The following is an 18,416-nucleotide window of genomic DNA, read 5'->3' on the forward strand; positions in this document are numbered from 1 at the left end:
TTTTACCTTCTAACTTATTAATCATGTAAGGAGCTAATAGCATCCTTCCATTGTTTAAAAATTATATTAATGTCAAAATCTTTGTATCTTATCAAACTTTTATGCTGATAGTGTTTTCGACATTCTTTATCTTGAATCAAATACTTTAATTGTAAGATAAATTCTTTTACATTATATTTTTTAATTAGAATTCCAAAATCTCCGTTTTTTAGTATCTCTGTTGGGCCGCTATTATTAAAACTAATTATCGGAAGTCCAAAAGACATTGCTTCTGTAATTACTAATCCAAATCCTTCCCATCTAGATGTTGATACAAAAATTGATCCTGAAGAATATAAATCGCTTAGTTTATCTCCTTTTATTGCTCCTTTTAATATAATTTTGTTTTGAAGATTATTCTCAATAATCATCCTCTGAAATTTTAATTTATCTCTTCCGTCACCAGCAACCAAAATTTTCCAATTTCCTGTTAATTCTTTCGCAATAGAAATTAGATAATTTAGTCCTTTTTGCTCTATTACTAATCTTCCAACAAATATTATATTATTACTATTCAAATTACATAATTTTGTCGGCTTTATAGTTAAAGGGTTATAAATACAACGTGTATTAATGTTAAATTTTTTGAAATTTTCAGCGTCCGCATTAGTCAAACAGATCACTAAATTTGCAGATTTAATTCCCAACATATAATCATCAATGAACATTTTATAGTATGTATTAACATAAGTCTCATAATCATTATGTTGCCAAACAATTATTTTAATGTTGGGAATTTCGCGTTTTATTATGGGAGCTACCGCTGTTAACAATCCTTGACATAGCACAATAACATCTTGCTCATTATTTATTAGAAATTTCAATAAATCTCTAATCTTTTCTCTGTATAAATTAATAATATTTAGTGACTTACCTGTAATTTTGTAAATACTTTTATGAAATTTTGCAATGCATTTTCTCTTGAAATTAATAGGTTGTACAACTAATGGAGTCTTTATTTTATTATCTAAACTATAATAAAATGAATTACTGCCTGAAAAATCAATTAATGAAACGTTATTATTTGCTTTTTGAAAAGCATTCGCTAATTTAATTACTACTCTTTCCACTCCTCCCATTTTAAATGATTCATTGACAATACAAATTTTCAAAATAATCCTCCCCATCTAATTTTTAATATGACTCTTCTAGAATAGATATTCTAGATCATTCGGTATGTAAAAGAACTCATAAACATAATCTCAAGAATTTTGCCTTTTTTTTGTATGGAATAATAGTTTTAAAAATTTTATCTCACCTGTAATGTATAACATAGCTATATATGTTAAAACTGTTATTAAACATCTAACAGACATATTTATAAAAATGTTGTCAAATTCTACTTTAAATAAGAATAATACAATAAATAATATAACTTCAATTATTAATGGTTTAATAAAATTACATAAGAATAATATGAAAGACATCTTAAATATTTTTACACTCAATATATAGTAACCTTGAAGAAAATTAAGTAAAAAACCAAATACCAAAAGTAAGGATACCCATTCAACACTTTTGCCAAATATAACGCCTGATACACCTAAAATGATAAAACATAAAAACGATATTAATCCAGTTTGAAACATATATTTTGTGTTATTTGTGGCCTGATAAATAGCACTACTACTTGATAAAACAAGCTGAAAACAAATGCTAAGTGATAAAATTTGAAAGCTATAAATTGATCTCAACCATTGATTTCCAAACAAAATAATTATTATATCTTTTGCATTGAAAAAACATATTGCAGTAATAAAAACTCCAATTAAAGATAATAATTTTATTACCTTTAAATATTGTTTATATATTAATGATAAGTTATTCTGAAAATCGGAAAAAATTGGCTGAAGAACAGGAGTAATGACAAATGTTAGGCTCTGTAAGGGATACAACATCAAACGATAAGCTTTATCATAATATCCCAATTGAGTAGATCCAAGAAATTTTCCGATAATTAAATTATCAAAATTTCTAGTAAAATAGTTAACAAAATTGAAAAGGAATTGATAAGCAGAAAACTGTTTTATTTTGTTTACTGATGATAAACTAAACTTTGTTTTTTTTATTTTCAATTTTGAGCTTCTAAGAACAAATATAAAATAACAAAATGATTGTATTATAAAATTTGTTACCAATGAATAAACTCCAAAGGATAGAAACGCTAAAATTGTTCCAGCTAATCCTCCAATTATATTCGATAGTACTGATGCAACTCCAATGGAAGTGAAATTTTTTTCTCTAAGCAACAATCCATTAGGTACAATACTTAGAACCGAAAAAAATATATTCACAGATAATAAATGCCCAACATTTACGTAAATCGAGTTTTTATAAAAAAAAGCTATTAGATATGAAAAAAAGAAAAAAGAAACAGACAATAAAAATGAGGCGATTATTGTAAACTTAAATATATTTGAAACATCTACTGAATCAAGACTTTTATACTGAATTATTGCAGGCGCTATTCCCATATCACCTAACATATTAAAAAAAATTGTGAATATAGAGACAACCGCCACAACGCCGTATTCATAAGGGGTAAGTAATCTAGCTAAAATAATATTCAATAATAATTGAATAACAGTATTACTATATTTAGCAATAAAATTAATCATTATACCTTTTCGCATATTAAAATTCCTCAAATCATAGTTGTTAATATCCTTATGATCTATACTCAATTCTTATAAATTACAAAAATAAATTATCCCAAAATTATTTTTTTTAATAAAAATCGAGGCGTAAGACATTTACATAATCCTTTCATAAATAAATTAAAATCAATTGACCTATATAAAAATGCTTTTAAAAAAATGGAGAAGGCACTTATTCTATTTGAATTGAGGATATAAATGGTAGCAATATTGTTTGCTAAGAATGCATAATATGCTTTTTTAGATAGATCATTTTTTACTTTCTGAATCCATTCTAGAGATAAATTATATTTATTATTTATTCCTATTCTATCTCCTCTTATTTCAACATTATAAATAGTTAATGGCTCAGGTAATAATACAAATTTTATTCCAAATTTCTGAAGCCTTAAACAAAAATCCCAATCTTGATGTTTTTTTACATTATTCCCAAATAGAATTTTTTTCCCAACATAACTTGGAAACAAATATGAGCTAGTTTGAACCACATTTCTTCCTATAAATATATAATCCATAATGTTATCGAATTTTTCAACTGGATCATTGTAGGAATATGTTCTAGAATTTCGTTTACTGTATACTACATTTGTAAAGCACAAAAAGTCATTAATCTTATACTTTCTAACAAAGTTAAGCTGAAGTTCTAATTTTCTAGGATCCCATTCATCATCTGAATCTAATAAGGCAATAAACTTCCCATTGCTATTTTTAATTCCAATATTTCTTGGTTTTGTTCCATGACTATTTTTCTCCAATCTGATGTATTTAATACGTTTATCTCTGTATCCAGATATTATTTTATTAGTGCCATCAGTTGAAGCATCATCAACTATTATAAGTTCAAAATATTTATATGTTTGGTTGAGAACACTTTCTATAGTTCTATGTATTAAGTGTCCTCTATTATAGGTTGGGACTATAACTGATACTAATTCATTAAAATCTGTCATATACACATCTCCTTTCTTTTTTAACCAGGGCTTGCTATAGATTATTATTATTAAACTCTCTTTCTATATGTTTAATTATGCTCTGGCTATTATTGTTGAACTTTCGTATAAACAGATATTTTCTATCTTCCTTTTTCAATGCATAAACTTGTCTGTGATCTATTAAAGATGGGAAAGGAGGATCGCCTATTTTCCAATCAGTATATGTTAAATTTGGTTTTACGGTATTTTTGAAGGGAGAGTTCATAATAATTGTATGAAAAAACATTTCATCCGGAATGAACGTATTTTTATAAAATTCAGCATAATCAGAGTTATCTTTTAAATATCCCAAAAGATAACTAACAAATTCATAATTAAAAGCCCACCACTGGCTTCCAGCATATAAAGTGTAATTTTTATACATAGAAGGATATTTTCTCTTTATATGAGCCGTTCTTATTAATATATTTATTATTCTGATTACTAAAGAATTTATTGAATGAATTCTATTGCCACCCTCAATATGATAATAGTTGACTCTATCAAACGATTTATCATACAAAGGCATTTTATTTATATCTATAAAATTATACATTGAATTGTTAATAAAATAATTCACTATATTGTTACTATCTCTCAAGCAGTAATCTACTCCACTTAACAAAATATAATGAACATATCTTTTTCTTGAATAAGCAATTTTTAGAAGATTGATTGTAGCTTGTACAATGCTAAATCCTCCCCAATTGATAGAAATCCGATTATTTAATACATATACATTGTTATAATTAGTAAGATCTACATTAGGTTCACATTTTTTATCAAAATGTATATAAAAGTCTACATTTTTATTATTTAGTGCATCAATTAATCTTTTTAAATGTATAAAATTGTTATGTGCGAGAATTAAATAAGCTATCTTCATATTTTTTCACCTAAGTATTGTCATTCAATTTATATTTTTAAAAATATAGTTCTTAATATCATTAACCAATTTTTTATCAGAAGCTTCATATTTGTTGAACTTTTTCGTAGAAGATTGTTTTATCTCGAGAGATAAATCATTAATATCCCATACTACGCCAATATAATTTTTATCTTGCAGTACCTTACAAATTTCTTTCTGGTGATCATCTACATGCTCATAAAAAGATTTTAATCTTGGAACAGTAATTATTTTTTTCCCGTTGGATAGGCCTTGAAATATACTACTGGTTCCTCCATGGGTGATCAATAAATTGCACTCAGAAATGTATTCTTTAATTTTATTTTGGTTAATAAATCTAAAATACGTATAGTTTTTAGGTTTATAAGTACAATATCCTATTTGTGCAACTATATCATCTTCGATAATATTTTCATTACAAAGTCTATCCAGCTCTTTTATTAATCTATTAAATTGAAATTTTTGCGTACCAACGGTTACAAAGATCAATACAATCTCCCCCTAAATTCTGCCTTAGGATAGTATTTTAATAGATCCTCCCATTGTACATAGAATTTATCACAAAAGTGATAAATAATTTTCCCTGTTTTGGTTGGAGTATGGATCTTAGCGAAACTTTCAATAAAGATTATTTTGCTTCCTAAAATTTTCCCCATCAGACAAAAAGGAACAACAACACCTGCACCAGTTGAAATTATAAATTTAGGCCTTAATCTAATAATAAGCCAAAATGATACTATTAAATTTAGTAGTAAAATAATCGGAAAATTAATTTTCTTTCTATCTTGCTGTATTAAATAATTTGTCTGATAAGTATTCATTAATAACCTAGTGGTTTCATTCTTTTCTGTAACAATAAAGATATTTTTTTTGTCAAATTCACTAAATATCTTTGATAATTGTGCTAAATGTCCTCCTGTAGAGCTAATAAAACATATATTATCCATGTTCAACTCCCCGTTACTTTAATAAACTCTTGTAAAATATTTCATGTTCTTTATAATATACTTCATTTGAAAAATATTTGTTAAAGCGCTCTAATGAATTATTACTAAACAAATTTCTGGTTTTTTTACTCTCGTATAGCTTAACTATACCTTCACTTATGCTTGACGATAACCCTACGGGTACTAGTATACCGTTTTCTCCATTGATAACTACTTCATTAGTGCCAGGAATATTAGTAGCAATAATAGGAATTCCTAGAGAGCTTCCTTCTATTAAGGACAGGGGTAGTCCTTCTCGATAAGAGCTTTGAATTAATATATTAAAATTTCTCATATAACCTTTTACATTTAATACCTTGCCTAATAAAAAAGCATTTTGGGTTAAGTTATGCAATGAAATCCATTGATCTATTTTTTCTCTTAAGCTACCATCACCCAAGATAAATAATTTAACATTTTCATATTTATCTATCACTTCTTTTAATGCCTCTAATATAATATAGATTCCTTTAATAGGCTCTAATCTACTAACAACCCCAATAATAAAATCGCCATTTTCTTTTGCGTCTGTAAATGTCTTGCTTAGTTTTTGATTTACATTATTAAATTCAATAGTGTTGTAGATAATTTTGATTTTTTCTTTATTTAATTTATATTTTTCTGTTAAACAATTACTTACACCTTGGCTAACTGATATTAAATTTACATGGTTTAATGTCAAATGAGTCAGTATTTTTTTATCTATTGTATACAGATGCGCAGTATGAACTATCTTTATATCCGTAAATGCAGATATAATTTTGGAGTATAAGGTTGTCATGCGATGATGACTATGGATAATTTCAATGTTATATTTCTTAACAATTTTATACAGTGTAAATAAATTTTTCAAAATATTTATTGGATTTTTGTTTTCTGGATTTATAATTTCAAAATGTTTAACGCCTATTTTTTTCAAATCAGAAACATATTCCCCACCAGCTGAAGCTACAACAATTTTATGGTTTTGTGAAAATTCTTTTGATAACATATAAATGCATTTTTGCACACCTCCGCCAAGAGTCAAAGAATTATTTAAATATAATATATTCATAGATTATCACCTTGAAATTTTCATATTTATTATTTTTAGCTCAATTACTGCAATAATATCTTTAAACTTAGTCACAGATATTACCCCACTTACTAAGACAAATAAAAATCCACTAAGCTTTTTTCCATTACGTGCTAATGAAATTCCTCGAGTATATAAATTAGATGATAAGCTATAATTTTTTTCTCTCCATCTCGCTACTTTTAGATTGTTTATTTTTTCAGTTACTTTATAAGTTTTCCTACCATTTAATGCCATTTTAAATTCTTTTTTTATTTTATTTGAAATAATTTTTTGTATTAATAAATTTGATTTTGAAATTCCATTTGTTCTAATTCTATATTTGATTAAATATTCATTCATGATGCAAAACTTATAATCTGATAATGCTAATCTACAAAGAAAATCGTAATCTTCTGCACTATCAATATTATTGTATCTTTCAAGCTTGTTTAATATTCTAATATTAAACATCCAAGATGGATGTAAAAAAACATTTCTATACTTTAATGTTTTTTTTGCCTTATAGTAAGAGTCACCATATGATGTAGTTCTATATAATTTGTTACCAAATTCATTTATGATAATTCCATTACTAGAAACAAAATCAATTTCTTGTTTACGCTCTAAATACTGCAATTGCACCTCAAGTCGTGTACTGACAGAAATATCATCGGCATCCATTCTTGCTATATATTTTCCTTTTGCTATTTTTAATCCTCGATTTAAACTTCTTGCAAGTCCAATATTTTTTTCATTCTTTATTACTCTGATTCTTTTATCAAGTCTTTCATAAAGGTAAATTAGGTTTTGGGCTTTATAATTTTCAGGATTATCAAGTATAATGATAAATTCAAATTTTTTATAAGTTTGACTTAAAATTGACTGTATTGATTCTTCAAGCCATTTTATTTTTTCGTTATATACTGGCATAATAACAGAGATTAATGTATTCCTCAAAATCATCTCTCCCAAAATTAAAGATCCTATTGGATACGACCACAACAAATTGCTCACTATGTTATACTGTTTCTTTTATTTGAATCATTATATGAAATAACATTTTTAATAATAACAAAAGTAAACCAAAATATTGGAACTATTTCATAGTAAAGTATATTATCTATTGAAAAGATTATAGTTGTAGATATTAAGAGACCTAATGTTTTTCTCTCTATTTTAAATAAACAATAAAAATATAATAAATATATCAAAATAAACAATATACCACCAATAAATCCATAATCTAAAAATTCATTAAAAAAAACATTGTGAGCCCCTTTAAAATGATCACCAAGGCTATAAAAATACCAATTATCAATGACTCCATAGGGATGCTGCAGAAAAAAATAATATGCATCACTCCATATAACGCTTCTTGATCCTAATGTGTCAATATTACGAACATCTGCAGTATATAACCATAATTTGTAAACATAAACAGCAAAGAAGAAAAACAGGAATATATATATATAATATCGTACTATTCTATTAATTTTTTTGAAATCAATAATGAACCAAATTAAAATAACAGCCGCTAACATAGATGTTAAGGACTTGGTTAAGGCAATATTTATAAGTAAGGCGATAATTCCCATAATTTTTATTTTTCTTTTAACAACGGTATTTATTGCCAGTATAAATATACCAATTATGCAATAAAATGCATATTTAGTTTTATGCGAAAACATTGACTGAAATCTAATTTCATTAAAATACTGCAACATTTCTCGCTTGTCATATATAGATATAAATGGTGGATTGAATGTTAAATAAAGACTGTATATTCCCCTTAAATACATTATTATTCCAATTATTGCCATTATAACAAAGCCGTAAGTTATAATAATGTTTACCATTTTAATAAATGACTTTTTCCAATTCTTCATTGAAATTAAAATAAAACATAATGATAATATATACGTATTTTCATAGATTACTTTATATCCTGAAAAATTATTCATTCCAATAAAAATTGCTAAAAAAATTGTAAAGACTAGATAAACACAAATTAATTTAATAAATATCCATTCTCTTTTAGGTAATTTTATCTCTATTTTTTTATTTTTAATAACTAGCATAAAATAATAGAAATTCAGAAGAAATGATAAGAAAGTCGACGCATATAGACTAACATTGTCTTGCTTTATACTTACTATGAAAAAAAATGAAAAGAATATTGTTAGTGAAATTAGAAACTTTTCCATATAATTATCCTAACTTTAATAAGGTTTTAACATTAGTACAATATTTAATATGCATTAGATGAACCAAAAAGTTGACCAATCGTTTTTAAAATAATTTTTATATCTAATATTAACGATCTTTTTGTAATATAATTTAAATCTAATTTAACCATTCTATCAAATCCTACATTACTCCTCCCGCTTATTTGCCAAAGTCCAGTACAACCGGGTTTAACAAATAAACGTTGTTTATCGTAACTTGAGTATTTCTCTACTTCTCTCGGCAATGGTGGCCTTGGTCCTACTAAACTCATATCTCCTTTCAATACATTGAATAGCTGCGGTAGCTCATCGATACTCGTTTTCCTAATAAAATGACCAATTCGGGTGACACGCGGATCATTTTTCATCTTGAACATGGCACCTGTTGTTTCGTTTTTATCAAGCAGTTTGTCTAATAGTTTCTCGGCATTTGTTACCATTGAACGAAATTTGTAAATGTAAAACAACTTTCCATTTTTACCAACACGAAGCTGTTTAAAAATTACACTGCCTTTTCGATCTTCCAGTTTTATTAATAGGGCAATAACTAGGAAGACTGGAGACAGTAGAATAATTCCAACTAATGAACCGATGAGATCTATGGATCGTTTCGCAATCAAATAATTTCTTTGATTTTCAATTTTTTCTTTTAAACTTGATGACGTTTGTCCGATATTAATAACGACAGCATTATCGGTATCTAGTGAGCTTTTGGAAATAGCCATAGTCATCACCTTACGCTAACGGTAATTTCATTGTTTGTAGGATTTGATGAATTCCTGCGAGTACATCTTGCTGTAGCTCTTTGTTCTTCAATGCCATTTCAATGTTGGTAAGAACAAAGCCGAGCGTCTCGCCGACGTCATAGCGTTTGCCTTCAAATTCATAGGCGTACACGCCTTGCAGTTCATTGACCTTTTGAATTGCATCGGTCAGTTGGATTTCACCGCCAGCACCAAGTTCTTGTTTACCAAGGAAGCCGAAGATCTCCGGTGTCAGCACATAGCGGCCGATGATTGCCAAGTTTGATGGTGGATTCACCTTTGGTTTCTCGACAAACTGCTTTACATTGTAGAGCCGTCCGTTTTGGCTTTCCGGATCGATAATGCCATATCGCTGGGTTTGCTCATAAGGTACTCTTTGAACACCGATTGCCGAGCAACCTGTTTTCTCATACTGTTCTGCAAGCTGCTGAATGCATGGTTTTTCATTTTGTACAATATCATCGCCTAAGAGGACGGCAAAGGGTTCATCACCAATAAACTTCCGTGCACACCATACAGCGTGCCCTAATCCCTTTGGTGATTTTTGTCTTATGTAATGGATATCAATTTTAGAAGATTCACGGACCTTTTCAAGCAAATCCAATTTTCCTTTGCGTTCCAGATTCTGTTCAAGCTCGTAAGCATTGTCAAAGTGATCTTCGATTGCTCGTTTTCCTTTGCCGGTCACAATAATAATTTCTTCCATACCCGCATTGACCGCTTCTTCAACGATATATTGTATCGTTGGTTTGTTCACTATCGGGAGCATTTCTTTAGGCAGGGCTTTGGTTGCCGGCAGGAAACGTGTACCTAAACCTGCTGCTGGGATGATTGCTTTTCTGACTTTTTTCATAAGTAATGTTCTCCTCTCCGCTCAGCTGATTAATTCCGATGTTTGATTTGGTCGACCAATTGAATAATATTCAATATTTGCCTGCTTGACGGCATCCAAGCTGTAACAATTACGTCCATCAAATACGATTGGTTCGTTCATGAGTTGATTGTATTGTACAAGGTCAATCGTTTTCACATCAGGCCAATCGGTGATGACTACCGCAAAATCAGCATGGCGTAAAGCTGTTGGCAGATCTTCGGTGTATTCAATCCCTTCTTTGATCTGTCTCTTGGCATTGCCAATGGCGATTGGATCATAGGCAATGAGGTCCGCACCGAGCTCTGCCAGTTTTGGAATCATCACCAACGCCGGTGATTCTCTAAGATCATCAGTGTGTGGTTTGAACGCAAGACCAAGAACTGCAACTCGTTTTCCTTCAATACTGCCGAACCGTGAGAGGATCTTGTCAATGAGTAGGATTTGCTGATTGTTATTGACCTCTATAACCGATTTCAACAAATTGAAGTCATGATGATGATTACCAGCGAGTTGAACGAGCGCGTTGGTATCTTTAGGGAAGCATGAACCGCCATAACCAATCCCTGCTTTTAAGAAGTCTGGTCCGATGCGGTGGTCTAGACCCATGCCCTTCGCTACTTCCTCAACATTGGCACCAAGCGCTTCACAAATATTCGCAATTTCATTAATAAAACTGATCTTTGTCGCAAGGAATGCATTGGACGCATATTTGATCATCTCAGCGCTCGAGATGTCCGTTTTAATAATTGGCATATTAAATGGTGCATTGATTTCTGCCAAGGTATCTGCTGTTACTTCATCCTCCGCACCAATCACAATACGGTCGCCATGAAAGGTGTCTTTTACAGCTGATCCTTCCCTAAGAAATTCAGGGTTGGATGCGATTTTCACTTGAATACCTGGTTTCGTGTTCGTATTAATGACATGTAAAATATGGAAGTTTGTCCCCACTGGCACCGTGCTTTTAATGACAACAATCACGTTCTGTGTGATGTTGCGTGCGATGTCCCTTGCCGCAGCTTCGACGTAGTCAAGATTTGCTGAGCCGTCTGCACGTTTCGGAGTTCCTACCGCAATATAAACAACTGCTGCCTTAGCCAGTCCCTCGCTATGCGTTGCTGTGAACGCTAAATGACCTGCCGCCATATTTTTTTTCATCAACGCTTCAAGACCTGGCTCATATATTGTTGGAATCCCCTTGTTTAAGGTTTCTACCTTTGCCGGATCCACATCGATGCACGTCACATCATGGTCGATTTCTGACAGTGCGACACCTGTGACCAGGCCAACATAACCGGTGCCAATAACCGCAATTTTCATTTTCATTTCCCCCTGAGTATTTTTAAAAGAAGCCTAGAAATTTTTTCTCTTTTATCTCAACCGGCTCTTCTCGATTGACAAGTTCGCCGTTGATTAACAATTCTGCGTTTTCTCGAAACAGATTCGCTAAATCTCTTCCAAAGTGTTTCTTTAGATCCAAAAATGCCTCTTGCATATAGAAAGGACGAGTAGTGACATTATGTGCGTCCGAAGCAACAAACTGTGTAAGATTGTTTTCAATAAATTGTAAGGTTAACTTTTTAGCTGATCGGCCATTCTTGCCAATCAGGCTGGCTGCTGTCACTTGCGACAGAGCACCGTCGGCAATGAATTGATAGAGCATGTTGGGATGTTGAACGATTTCTTCGTTCCGTTCCGGATGGACAATGACCGGTGTTACGCCTTTCACTTGCAGATCAAAGAACAGCTGCTGTGCGTATCTCGGGACATGGTGTGTTGGAAATTCGATGAGGATGTATTTCTTGTTATCATTGACGGTTAGTAATTCTTCTGATGCATCTTCAGTGGCCATTTCTCCAAAAATTCTCGGTTCCTGTCCGGGAAGCACCCGTAGACCGATTTGGTACCGTTCGAAAAGTTGATTGAGTCGTTGAACACGTGTAACGACTTCTGATTTAGGATTATCCCAATGTCTGTTCTTGTGATGCGGTGTCGCAACGATCTGAGTAATCCCCTCGGCAACGGCTTGCTTCGCCATGTTCAAGGAAACCTGTTCATCTTGAGCACCATCATCTATTCCAGGTAGTATATGGCAATGGATGTCAATCAACTGCACCGACGCTCCTTTCCTTTTTGATCAGCTTAGCTTATGTTTATTACTCATTGCCATAATAGTTATAGTAATAGTAATCGCTGCCCTTACTAACTGGCTTGCCATTCAGAATAACGCCAAGAATTCGCGCCTTTGCTTTCGTTAGTAAGTCCTTCGCTTTAACTGCCGCTTCCTTTTCAGCTACCCCGCTGCGGACAACCAGGATTGCGCCATCACAAAGGTTTGCGAGTACTTGAGCATCAGTAACCGCGAGAATCGGCGGCGTATCAATGATGACCGTATCAAACAGTGTTAACGCATGCTTGATAAAGCTGGCCATGCCGGCAGAGCTTAAAAGTTCAGCAGGATTCGGAGGAATTGGACCGCTTGTTAGCACGAACAGATTGTCAACCTCTGTTTTCTTGACTGAATCATCAAAGGTCGTCAGCTTCCGCAGCATCGTGGTTAAACCTTCTGTATTTGAAAGGCGAAAGGTGTAATGCATCGTCGGTTTGCGAAGATCTGCGTCAATCAAAAGCACCTTCTTGCCCTGCTGTGCCATGACAACTGCCAAGTTAGCCGATGAGGTTGATTTTCCTTCGCCAGGACCTGGTGAAGTAAGCATGATCGTTTTCAATTCTGTATCGACTTGCGAAAAGTCAATATTACTTCGAATCGTACGGTACTGTTCCGCTGTTGTTGATTTTGGTTTATTAAAGGCTATTAAGTGTCTTTGCTTTGAAATGCTCTTTTTATTTTGTTTCAACGTGACCAGCCCTCCTCACTTGATGACGTCCTGATGCATGCGCAGCTGACCGTGAATGGTTCCTCTTTGGTTCTTTGCTATCCTTAATCTCAGAGATCACACCAAGAACTGGAAGATCAAGAATCTTTTCAATATCATCTTCTGTCTTAATCGTGTTGTCCATGTAGTCAAGCAGGAAGGCTAAGCCAACGGATACCATCAAACCGACAACAAACGCGATTGCTAAATTAATATTCGCTTTCGGCTTAACAGGATCTAGACTAGAAGCAACATTTGCCGGAGATAGGATGCTGACGTTATCAACATTCATTACCTTTTGGACTTGTGATCTAAAAGCAGCAGCAACACCATTAACAATTCTAACTGATTGAGTCGGGCTTGTCGTTTCAGCCGTCAGCGTAAATACTTGAGAATTCTGCTCCGTACTAACAGTCAATATGTCTTTTAGTTCATCAGTCGTCATATCCAGTTTCAATTTCTTAATGACCTGATTCAAAACAGAAGGATTATTGATGATCACACTGTATGTATTGACCAACTGAACATTTGTCTGAACCGCGTTTGTTTGATAAAGACTTGTATTATTTGCATTCGATTGATTGACAAGAATCTGCGTTGACGCATCATATTTCGGTGTCATCAAGAAAAACGTAACAAATGCACTTACTATTACTGCTAACAATGTGATTGTCATAATCATAACAAGACGCTTCCGCAGCGTTTGAAAAATATCTTTCAAACTAATAGTCTCTTCCATAGTATCCCCCAACCAACATATACGATATTTTCTTTTTTAAAATTCCGATAAGATAGTAGTATTATAGCATAAATAATGTCGAGATATGTCAGCGCTCAAACGATAATTACATGAACATTACACTTAAAAATACCAAAAAAAACGACTATTTCCTTAATTGAGATTATATCATTATATTTTTCAAGGGGCATTACCAAAATAAAGGAATTTGTCCATTGAATGATTCACTGTTGGTAGGACATTAGATGTACTATCTCCCAAGTCTTATATCGATTACAGTATTAAAGAATCAGTTAACGAGTACTATATTATCATAATTTCATCCATGAATGTGTAAAACGTACATTTAATTTCTCAGTTCTGCATCTTGTTTACTTTCCGGAATCATGTCTTATCACTTTTGTTTTTAATATCATTGTTTCTCCAGTACTTCCTGTACTTTTGTCACTTTGTTGTTTGTTCGTTATTGTTTCATCATTATGGGGCGGTAAAACTTGAGTGATGGTTGATTGAGACTCATTGGATTCTTGACTATATGATTCCAGCGTTGCCGTTTCTTCAATGACACGCTTACTAGGTTCCATGATGGGCTGAAGTTCAATCGTCTCATGAGCCTGAGGATTCGCTGCTTCATTAACTGGCAAGGTATTTGTTCGATCTCCATCTCTAGTCTCTAGTTCCACTGTAAGATTACCGGATTCACTAATGTTTTGATGATACTCTGGAACAATTAAAGGCTTTCGAAGTGTACGAATGAATAAGAATAACGATATCAAGCTTCCGACTATACCAACGATAATCATCAAGATCCCTTTAGAAATCATAGTGAGCCTCCTATTTGATCCATTTTTTCGCTTTCAATTCATCAATCAGATGATTCAGCGGTGCCATTTGCGGATCATCTTTTCCATTCGGGCTGTATTCTACGGCTTTTTGATAATTATCCCAAACTTTGCTGTAATCTCGGTCTTCAAATGGCTTATTATTTTCCATATCGGCATAGAGTAAGGCGAGTTGGATATAGCAGGTATAGTCATGCGGGTATTTCTTCTTCATTGCCATTAACGTTCTTTCACTTGCTGAGTAGTCATTCATTTCTTGTTCAATAATTGCGATATTACGATACACATAGGGGCGCTGATATCCATCAGAGAGTAATTGTTTAAACTGCGCGATCGACTTTCGATAGTAGTCATTATGGTTTTTTTCAAGTAAACCTTTATCATGATACGCTTCTGCTAGCATTTCATGGATCTGAAGCGGATTTTGGTTCGGCAACAAGCGAAGTCCTTCTTTTAAGATGCCAATACGCTGATCAATGTGCTGATCCTTAAGCGGCTTGGCATGCATTTTATAGAGATCTGCCATCGCGAGGACACTTTTCAGTTTCAGCACATCATCGTTTCCCTTTTCAATGACTCTGCGATACTGCGTGACTGCTTGAGCGTAGGATCCTTTAGCACTTTCTATTTCCCCGTCTACATACCAAGTCGCTTCATCTGCCATATGCATGGCCTGCATCCTCTTCAACACCGCCTGTGCGTCATTGAGTTTCTTGTCGCGGGCAAGTGCAACGGCAAAATCCCGATTATAAAGTGTCGACGATGGCATTCCTTTAGCTGCGATTCCCAAAAATTTCGCTGCATCTTCATTATTGTTTTGCTCGAGGAAGGCTGTCCCCAGCAAATAATTAAACTGAGGGTCCTTGACAACTTCCGGTATTTTCTCTGAAAGCTTCTTAATGTAGGCTGTCTCTTGATCATATTTCCCCTGTAAATAGAGACCTTTTGCAATGCCTTGATACGCACTCAATTCCTGAGGTTCGTAGTGAATCGCCTTATTAAATCGTTTTTGGGCTTTATCATATTGATATACCGCTGAGAGCATATTACCTTCTTTAACCAAAGACCTATATAGCTGCATCTTTTCCGCCTTCACTTCCGAAAATCCTGACAGTGTGATGAAAAAAAACAGAAAAACACAGGCAATTTGAGTGAAAATAGTCATTCTTCTTTTCCGGCGTGCCCGTTTATAGCGTGAAGACATCTTCTCGATATTTTCAAAATTGGATAATAGCTCGCGGGCATTCTGGTAACGTTCATCGGGATTCTGCCGAAGCATCGTTTCTAGGATTTCTTCAAATCCTTCAGAGCACGACGGAAGAATTGTCCGAATCGGTTTACTTAATATAGCGGCACTTGGTGATTCGCCTGTCGCCAATTGATAGAGTGTAACGCCTAAACTGTAGATATCCGACCTTTCGTCCGTTTGCATGCCTAATCGCTGCTCAGGTGCAGCGTAAACGGCCGTTCCCAGAACTTGAGTATCTGTCTTTGATTCCTTTTTATATTCTCGGGCAATACCAAAATCAATAACACGGATTTCACCATCCGGTGTCTTCATTAAGTTCGATGGTTTCATATCTCTGTAAATGATCGGATTCGGATGATGTTCATGCAAATAGATAAACACATCGCAGATTTGTTTTGCCCATTCCACCAAAACAGATTCGGAAATTGTCCCTTCCCGATTCAGTACCTTATTTAGCGACTCGCCTTCAACATAGTCAACAATGATAAATATGGATGTCTTTGTGTCGAGAATGTCAAAGATCCGCGGAAGTTTCGGATGTTTCAGCTGTTTCATAATATTTGGTTCGGCAAGTAAATCAACGGCGACACTTGCTTGCTTGTCCACTTGTTTAATGGCCCATAGTGTCCCTAATTTTATATTTCTAGCCAAATAAACCTTGCCCATTCCGCCTTGACCAAGCACTTTAAGGATTTCATATTTGTCATCAAAGAGTTGACCAATTTTCAGATCCATTATTTATTCACCTCAGAATCAAACAATCTGTACCGCCAGAATCGTTGCATTATCATTTCCTTTATTATTCAGAGCTTCATTGACACATTGCTCGCACAAAATAGTGAGTTCCTCGTTTTCAAGAAGTTTCTGTTGATCAAAAAGCTGTTTTAATCTGGCTTCTTCGACAAAGTTATAGACTCCATCAGAGCAAATTAAATAGATGTCAAGTGACTGTGGGTCCAATATGTTCATATAAGGAAGTACGGTTGCCCCTGCTCCAAGTGCACCGGTCAATACATGCTTATAGGGACTGTCCTCTATTTCTTCACGACTGATTTTTCCTTGCTTGAAGGCCTCCCATGCAGCCGTCTGAATATCGGAAATGCATACGAGTTGATCATCCCGTATTTGAAACACCTTTGTATCACCGACATTGCTGACGATGAGTTTATTTCGGAAGATATTTAGCAGGGAAAGTGTCGTTGCTGTAACGACTCCTTTTTGACTTGCTTCTTCAAAGATAAAGCGATTAATCTGTTCATATTTCTTCTTCATCAGCAATGAAATATATTCAGACGTGTATTTGCAGTTTGATTCAAGTTCACTGCGCAGTGCGTCAACGGTCAGCCGACTTGCATGTCCACCAAATTGATGACCGCCCGCCCCATCTGCGACAGCAAAGCTTGCCATGAGCAACTCAACTTTTGCAAAATGGCTGTCTTGATTTTCAGAACGGATCCCACGTTTGGAGGAGACGCCATATCTGACAAACGGTTTAATCGTCTTTGTTTCGTCTAGGTCTTGACTCGTCACTTGACCAACCTCCGTTATTTAACCACCAATTCGGTTTGGCCGATTTTAAAGAATTGATTCAACTGGATCTCTTGCTGACCTTTCACCGCCGCAGATTCGATAAAGGTTCCGTTTTTGCTTGCCAAATCAACAAGAAAGAGTTTTCCTGACTTCTCATAGAGCAAAGCATGTGTTCGGCCAATATATCCGTCATCCATTATGGTTAAATCAGATTGATCGGAGTCCCTGCCAATTCGCACAACTTCATTACCCGTCCATGTAAATTGCTCTGTTCGGTTACCAACATGATATTCAATAAGATGAGCGGTCGGTAATGGTTTCTGTTCCTTTGGTTGATTCAAAACCATCGTCGCATCCGATACTGGGATTTTCTCTAATTCATTCTTTTCTTCCCTTGAGAGATTGCTGATTGGATGAAGAACTTCTGTTTTTTCTTCAATTGCTGCAGCTACACTCACTCCGTCGTGTCCCGCTTCTTCTCGGTAAACATTTTCGTCATGCTTTGATAACGACGTCGTTTTCTCATCTGAGGACGGTGCATCACTCGTCTGATGCAGTTTCTTGTAAAGCTCATCAACAGGTTGACTCCCTGTTGAACTCTTTCTTTTCATAATGGCAATGATTAAGATAAAGTTCGCAACCAAAGCCACTCCAATAATAATTAATATAGCCGTCATGTTATCCGCCACATTGTCTCCTC

19 protein-coding genes are annotated in these 18,416 nt (G+C 33.7%); all 19 read right to left on the minus strand.

The window, feature by feature from the left end:
- Nucleotides 1–17 precede the first annotated feature (17 nt).
- The 19 genes from AC1MBV_RS06470 to AC1MBV_RS06560 all read right to left on the minus strand — a co-directional run bounded on the left by AC1MBV_RS06470 (nucleotide 18) and on the right by AC1MBV_RS06560 (nucleotide 18,405).
- The gene (locus AC1MBV_RS06470) at nucleotides 18–1,151 is read right to left on the minus strand and encodes a glycosyltransferase (protein ID WP_480947884.1); all 1,134 of its coding nucleotides are present in this window, start codon (nucleotides 1,149–1,151) and stop codon (nucleotides 18–20) included.
- Between the two features lie 90 nt (nucleotides 1,152–1,241).
- Nucleotides 1,242–2,672, minus strand: coding sequence for a lipopolysaccharide biosynthesis protein (locus AC1MBV_RS06475; RefSeq protein WP_480947885.1), 1,431 nt, complete (start codon nucleotides 2,670–2,672; stop codon nucleotides 1,242–1,244).
- Between the two features lie 74 nt (nucleotides 2,673–2,746).
- Nucleotides 2,747–3,646: a glycosyltransferase family 2 protein gene (locus AC1MBV_RS06480; RefSeq protein ID WP_480947886.1), complete on the minus strand. Its 900-nt coding sequence runs from the start codon at nucleotides 3,644–3,646 to the stop codon at nucleotides 2,747–2,749.
- Between the two features lie 34 nt (nucleotides 3,647–3,680).
- Complete coding sequence (locus AC1MBV_RS06485; protein ID WP_480947887.1) at nucleotides 3,681–4,553, minus strand: beta-1,6-N-acetylglucosaminyltransferase; 873 nt, start codon at nucleotides 4,551–4,553, stop codon at nucleotides 3,681–3,683.
- A 24-nt stretch (nucleotides 4,554–4,577) separates the two neighbouring features.
- Nucleotides 4,578–5,063, minus strand: a complete 486-nt coding sequence (pssE, locus tag AC1MBV_RS06490; protein ID WP_480947888.1) for a PssE/Cps14G family polysaccharide biosynthesis glycosyltransferase — start codon at nucleotides 5,061–5,063, stop codon at nucleotides 4,578–4,580.
- Nucleotides 5,060–5,521, minus strand: a complete 462-nt coding sequence (gene pssD / locus AC1MBV_RS06495) for a PssD/Cps14F family polysaccharide biosynthesis glycosyltransferase (protein WP_480947889.1) — start codon at nucleotides 5,519–5,521, stop codon at nucleotides 5,060–5,062. The genes pssE and pssD overlap by 4 nt, the downstream gene beginning before the upstream one ends.
- Before the next feature lie 13 nt (nucleotides 5,522–5,534).
- Nucleotides 5,535–6,614 (minus strand): glycosyltransferase, encoded by a 1,080-nt coding sequence (locus AC1MBV_RS06500; RefSeq protein WP_480947890.1) that lies wholly within the window; start codon nucleotides 6,612–6,614, stop codon nucleotides 5,535–5,537.
- Between the two features lie 6 nt (nucleotides 6,615–6,620).
- On the minus strand, nucleotides 6,621–7,580 hold the full coding sequence (locus AC1MBV_RS06505; protein ID WP_480948270.1) for a glycosyltransferase: 960 nt from the start codon (nucleotides 7,578–7,580) through the stop codon (nucleotides 6,621–6,623).
- A 50-nt stretch (nucleotides 7,581–7,630) separates the two neighbouring features.
- Nucleotides 7,631–8,473 carry an O-antigen ligase family protein gene (locus tag AC1MBV_RS06510; protein WP_480947891.1) on the minus strand — a complete coding sequence of 281 codons (843 nt, stop codon included), beginning with the start codon at nucleotides 8,471–8,473 and terminating at the stop codon, nucleotides 7,631–7,633.
- A gap of 392 nt (nucleotides 8,474–8,865) precedes the next feature.
- A complete protein-coding gene (locus AC1MBV_RS06515) occupies nucleotides 8,866–9,567 on the minus strand; it encodes a sugar transferase (RefSeq protein ID WP_480947892.1) in 702 nt (233 codons plus the stop codon).
- A gap of 10 nt (nucleotides 9,568–9,577) precedes the next feature.
- Complete coding sequence (gene galU, locus AC1MBV_RS06520; protein ID WP_480947893.1) at nucleotides 9,578–10,459, minus strand: UTP--glucose-1-phosphate uridylyltransferase GalU; 882 nt, start codon at nucleotides 10,457–10,459, stop codon at nucleotides 9,578–9,580.
- Nucleotides 10,460–10,480: 21 nt separating this feature from the next.
- Nucleotides 10,481–11,800: a UDP-glucose dehydrogenase family protein gene (locus AC1MBV_RS06525; RefSeq protein ID WP_480947894.1), complete on the minus strand. Its 1,320-nt coding sequence runs from the start codon at nucleotides 11,798–11,800 to the stop codon at nucleotides 10,481–10,483.
- Nucleotides 11,801–11,822: 22 nt separating this feature from the next.
- Complete coding sequence (locus AC1MBV_RS06530) at nucleotides 11,823–12,590, minus strand: tyrosine-protein phosphatase (protein ID WP_480947895.1); 768 nt, start codon at nucleotides 12,588–12,590, stop codon at nucleotides 11,823–11,825.
- Nucleotides 12,591–12,636: 46 nt separating this feature from the next.
- A complete protein-coding gene (locus AC1MBV_RS06535; protein ID WP_480947896.1) occupies nucleotides 12,637–13,338 on the minus strand; it encodes a CpsD/CapB family tyrosine-protein kinase in 702 nt (233 codons plus the stop codon).
- The gene (locus tag AC1MBV_RS06540) at nucleotides 13,325–14,095 is read right to left on the minus strand and encodes a YveK family protein (RefSeq protein WP_480947897.1); all 771 of its coding nucleotides are present in this window, start codon (nucleotides 14,093–14,095) and stop codon (nucleotides 13,325–13,327) included. The genes AC1MBV_RS06535 and AC1MBV_RS06540 overlap by 14 nt, the downstream gene beginning before the upstream one ends.
- Before the next feature lie 371 nt (nucleotides 14,096–14,466).
- Nucleotides 14,467–14,919, minus strand: a complete 453-nt coding sequence (locus AC1MBV_RS06545) for a hypothetical protein (protein WP_480947898.1) — start codon at nucleotides 14,917–14,919, stop codon at nucleotides 14,467–14,469.
- 10 nt (nucleotides 14,920–14,929) lie between these two features.
- Nucleotides 14,930–16,921, minus strand: coding sequence for a protein kinase domain-containing protein (locus AC1MBV_RS06550; RefSeq protein ID WP_480947899.1), 1,992 nt, complete (start codon nucleotides 16,919–16,921; stop codon nucleotides 14,930–14,932).
- 18 nt (nucleotides 16,922–16,939) lie between these two features.
- Nucleotides 16,940–17,716 carry a PP2C family protein-serine/threonine phosphatase gene (locus AC1MBV_RS06555; protein WP_480947900.1) on the minus strand — a complete coding sequence of 259 codons (777 nt, stop codon included), beginning with the start codon at nucleotides 17,714–17,716 and terminating at the stop codon, nucleotides 16,940–16,942.
- Between the two features lie 14 nt (nucleotides 17,717–17,730).
- On the minus strand, nucleotides 17,731–18,405 hold the full coding sequence (locus AC1MBV_RS06560; protein ID WP_480947901.1) for an FHA domain-containing protein: 675 nt from the start codon (nucleotides 18,403–18,405) through the stop codon (nucleotides 17,731–17,733).
- Nucleotides 18,406–18,416 lie beyond the last annotated feature (11 nt).

It is taken from the genome of Sporolactobacillus sp. PKPK-6, from assembly GCF_056678885.1.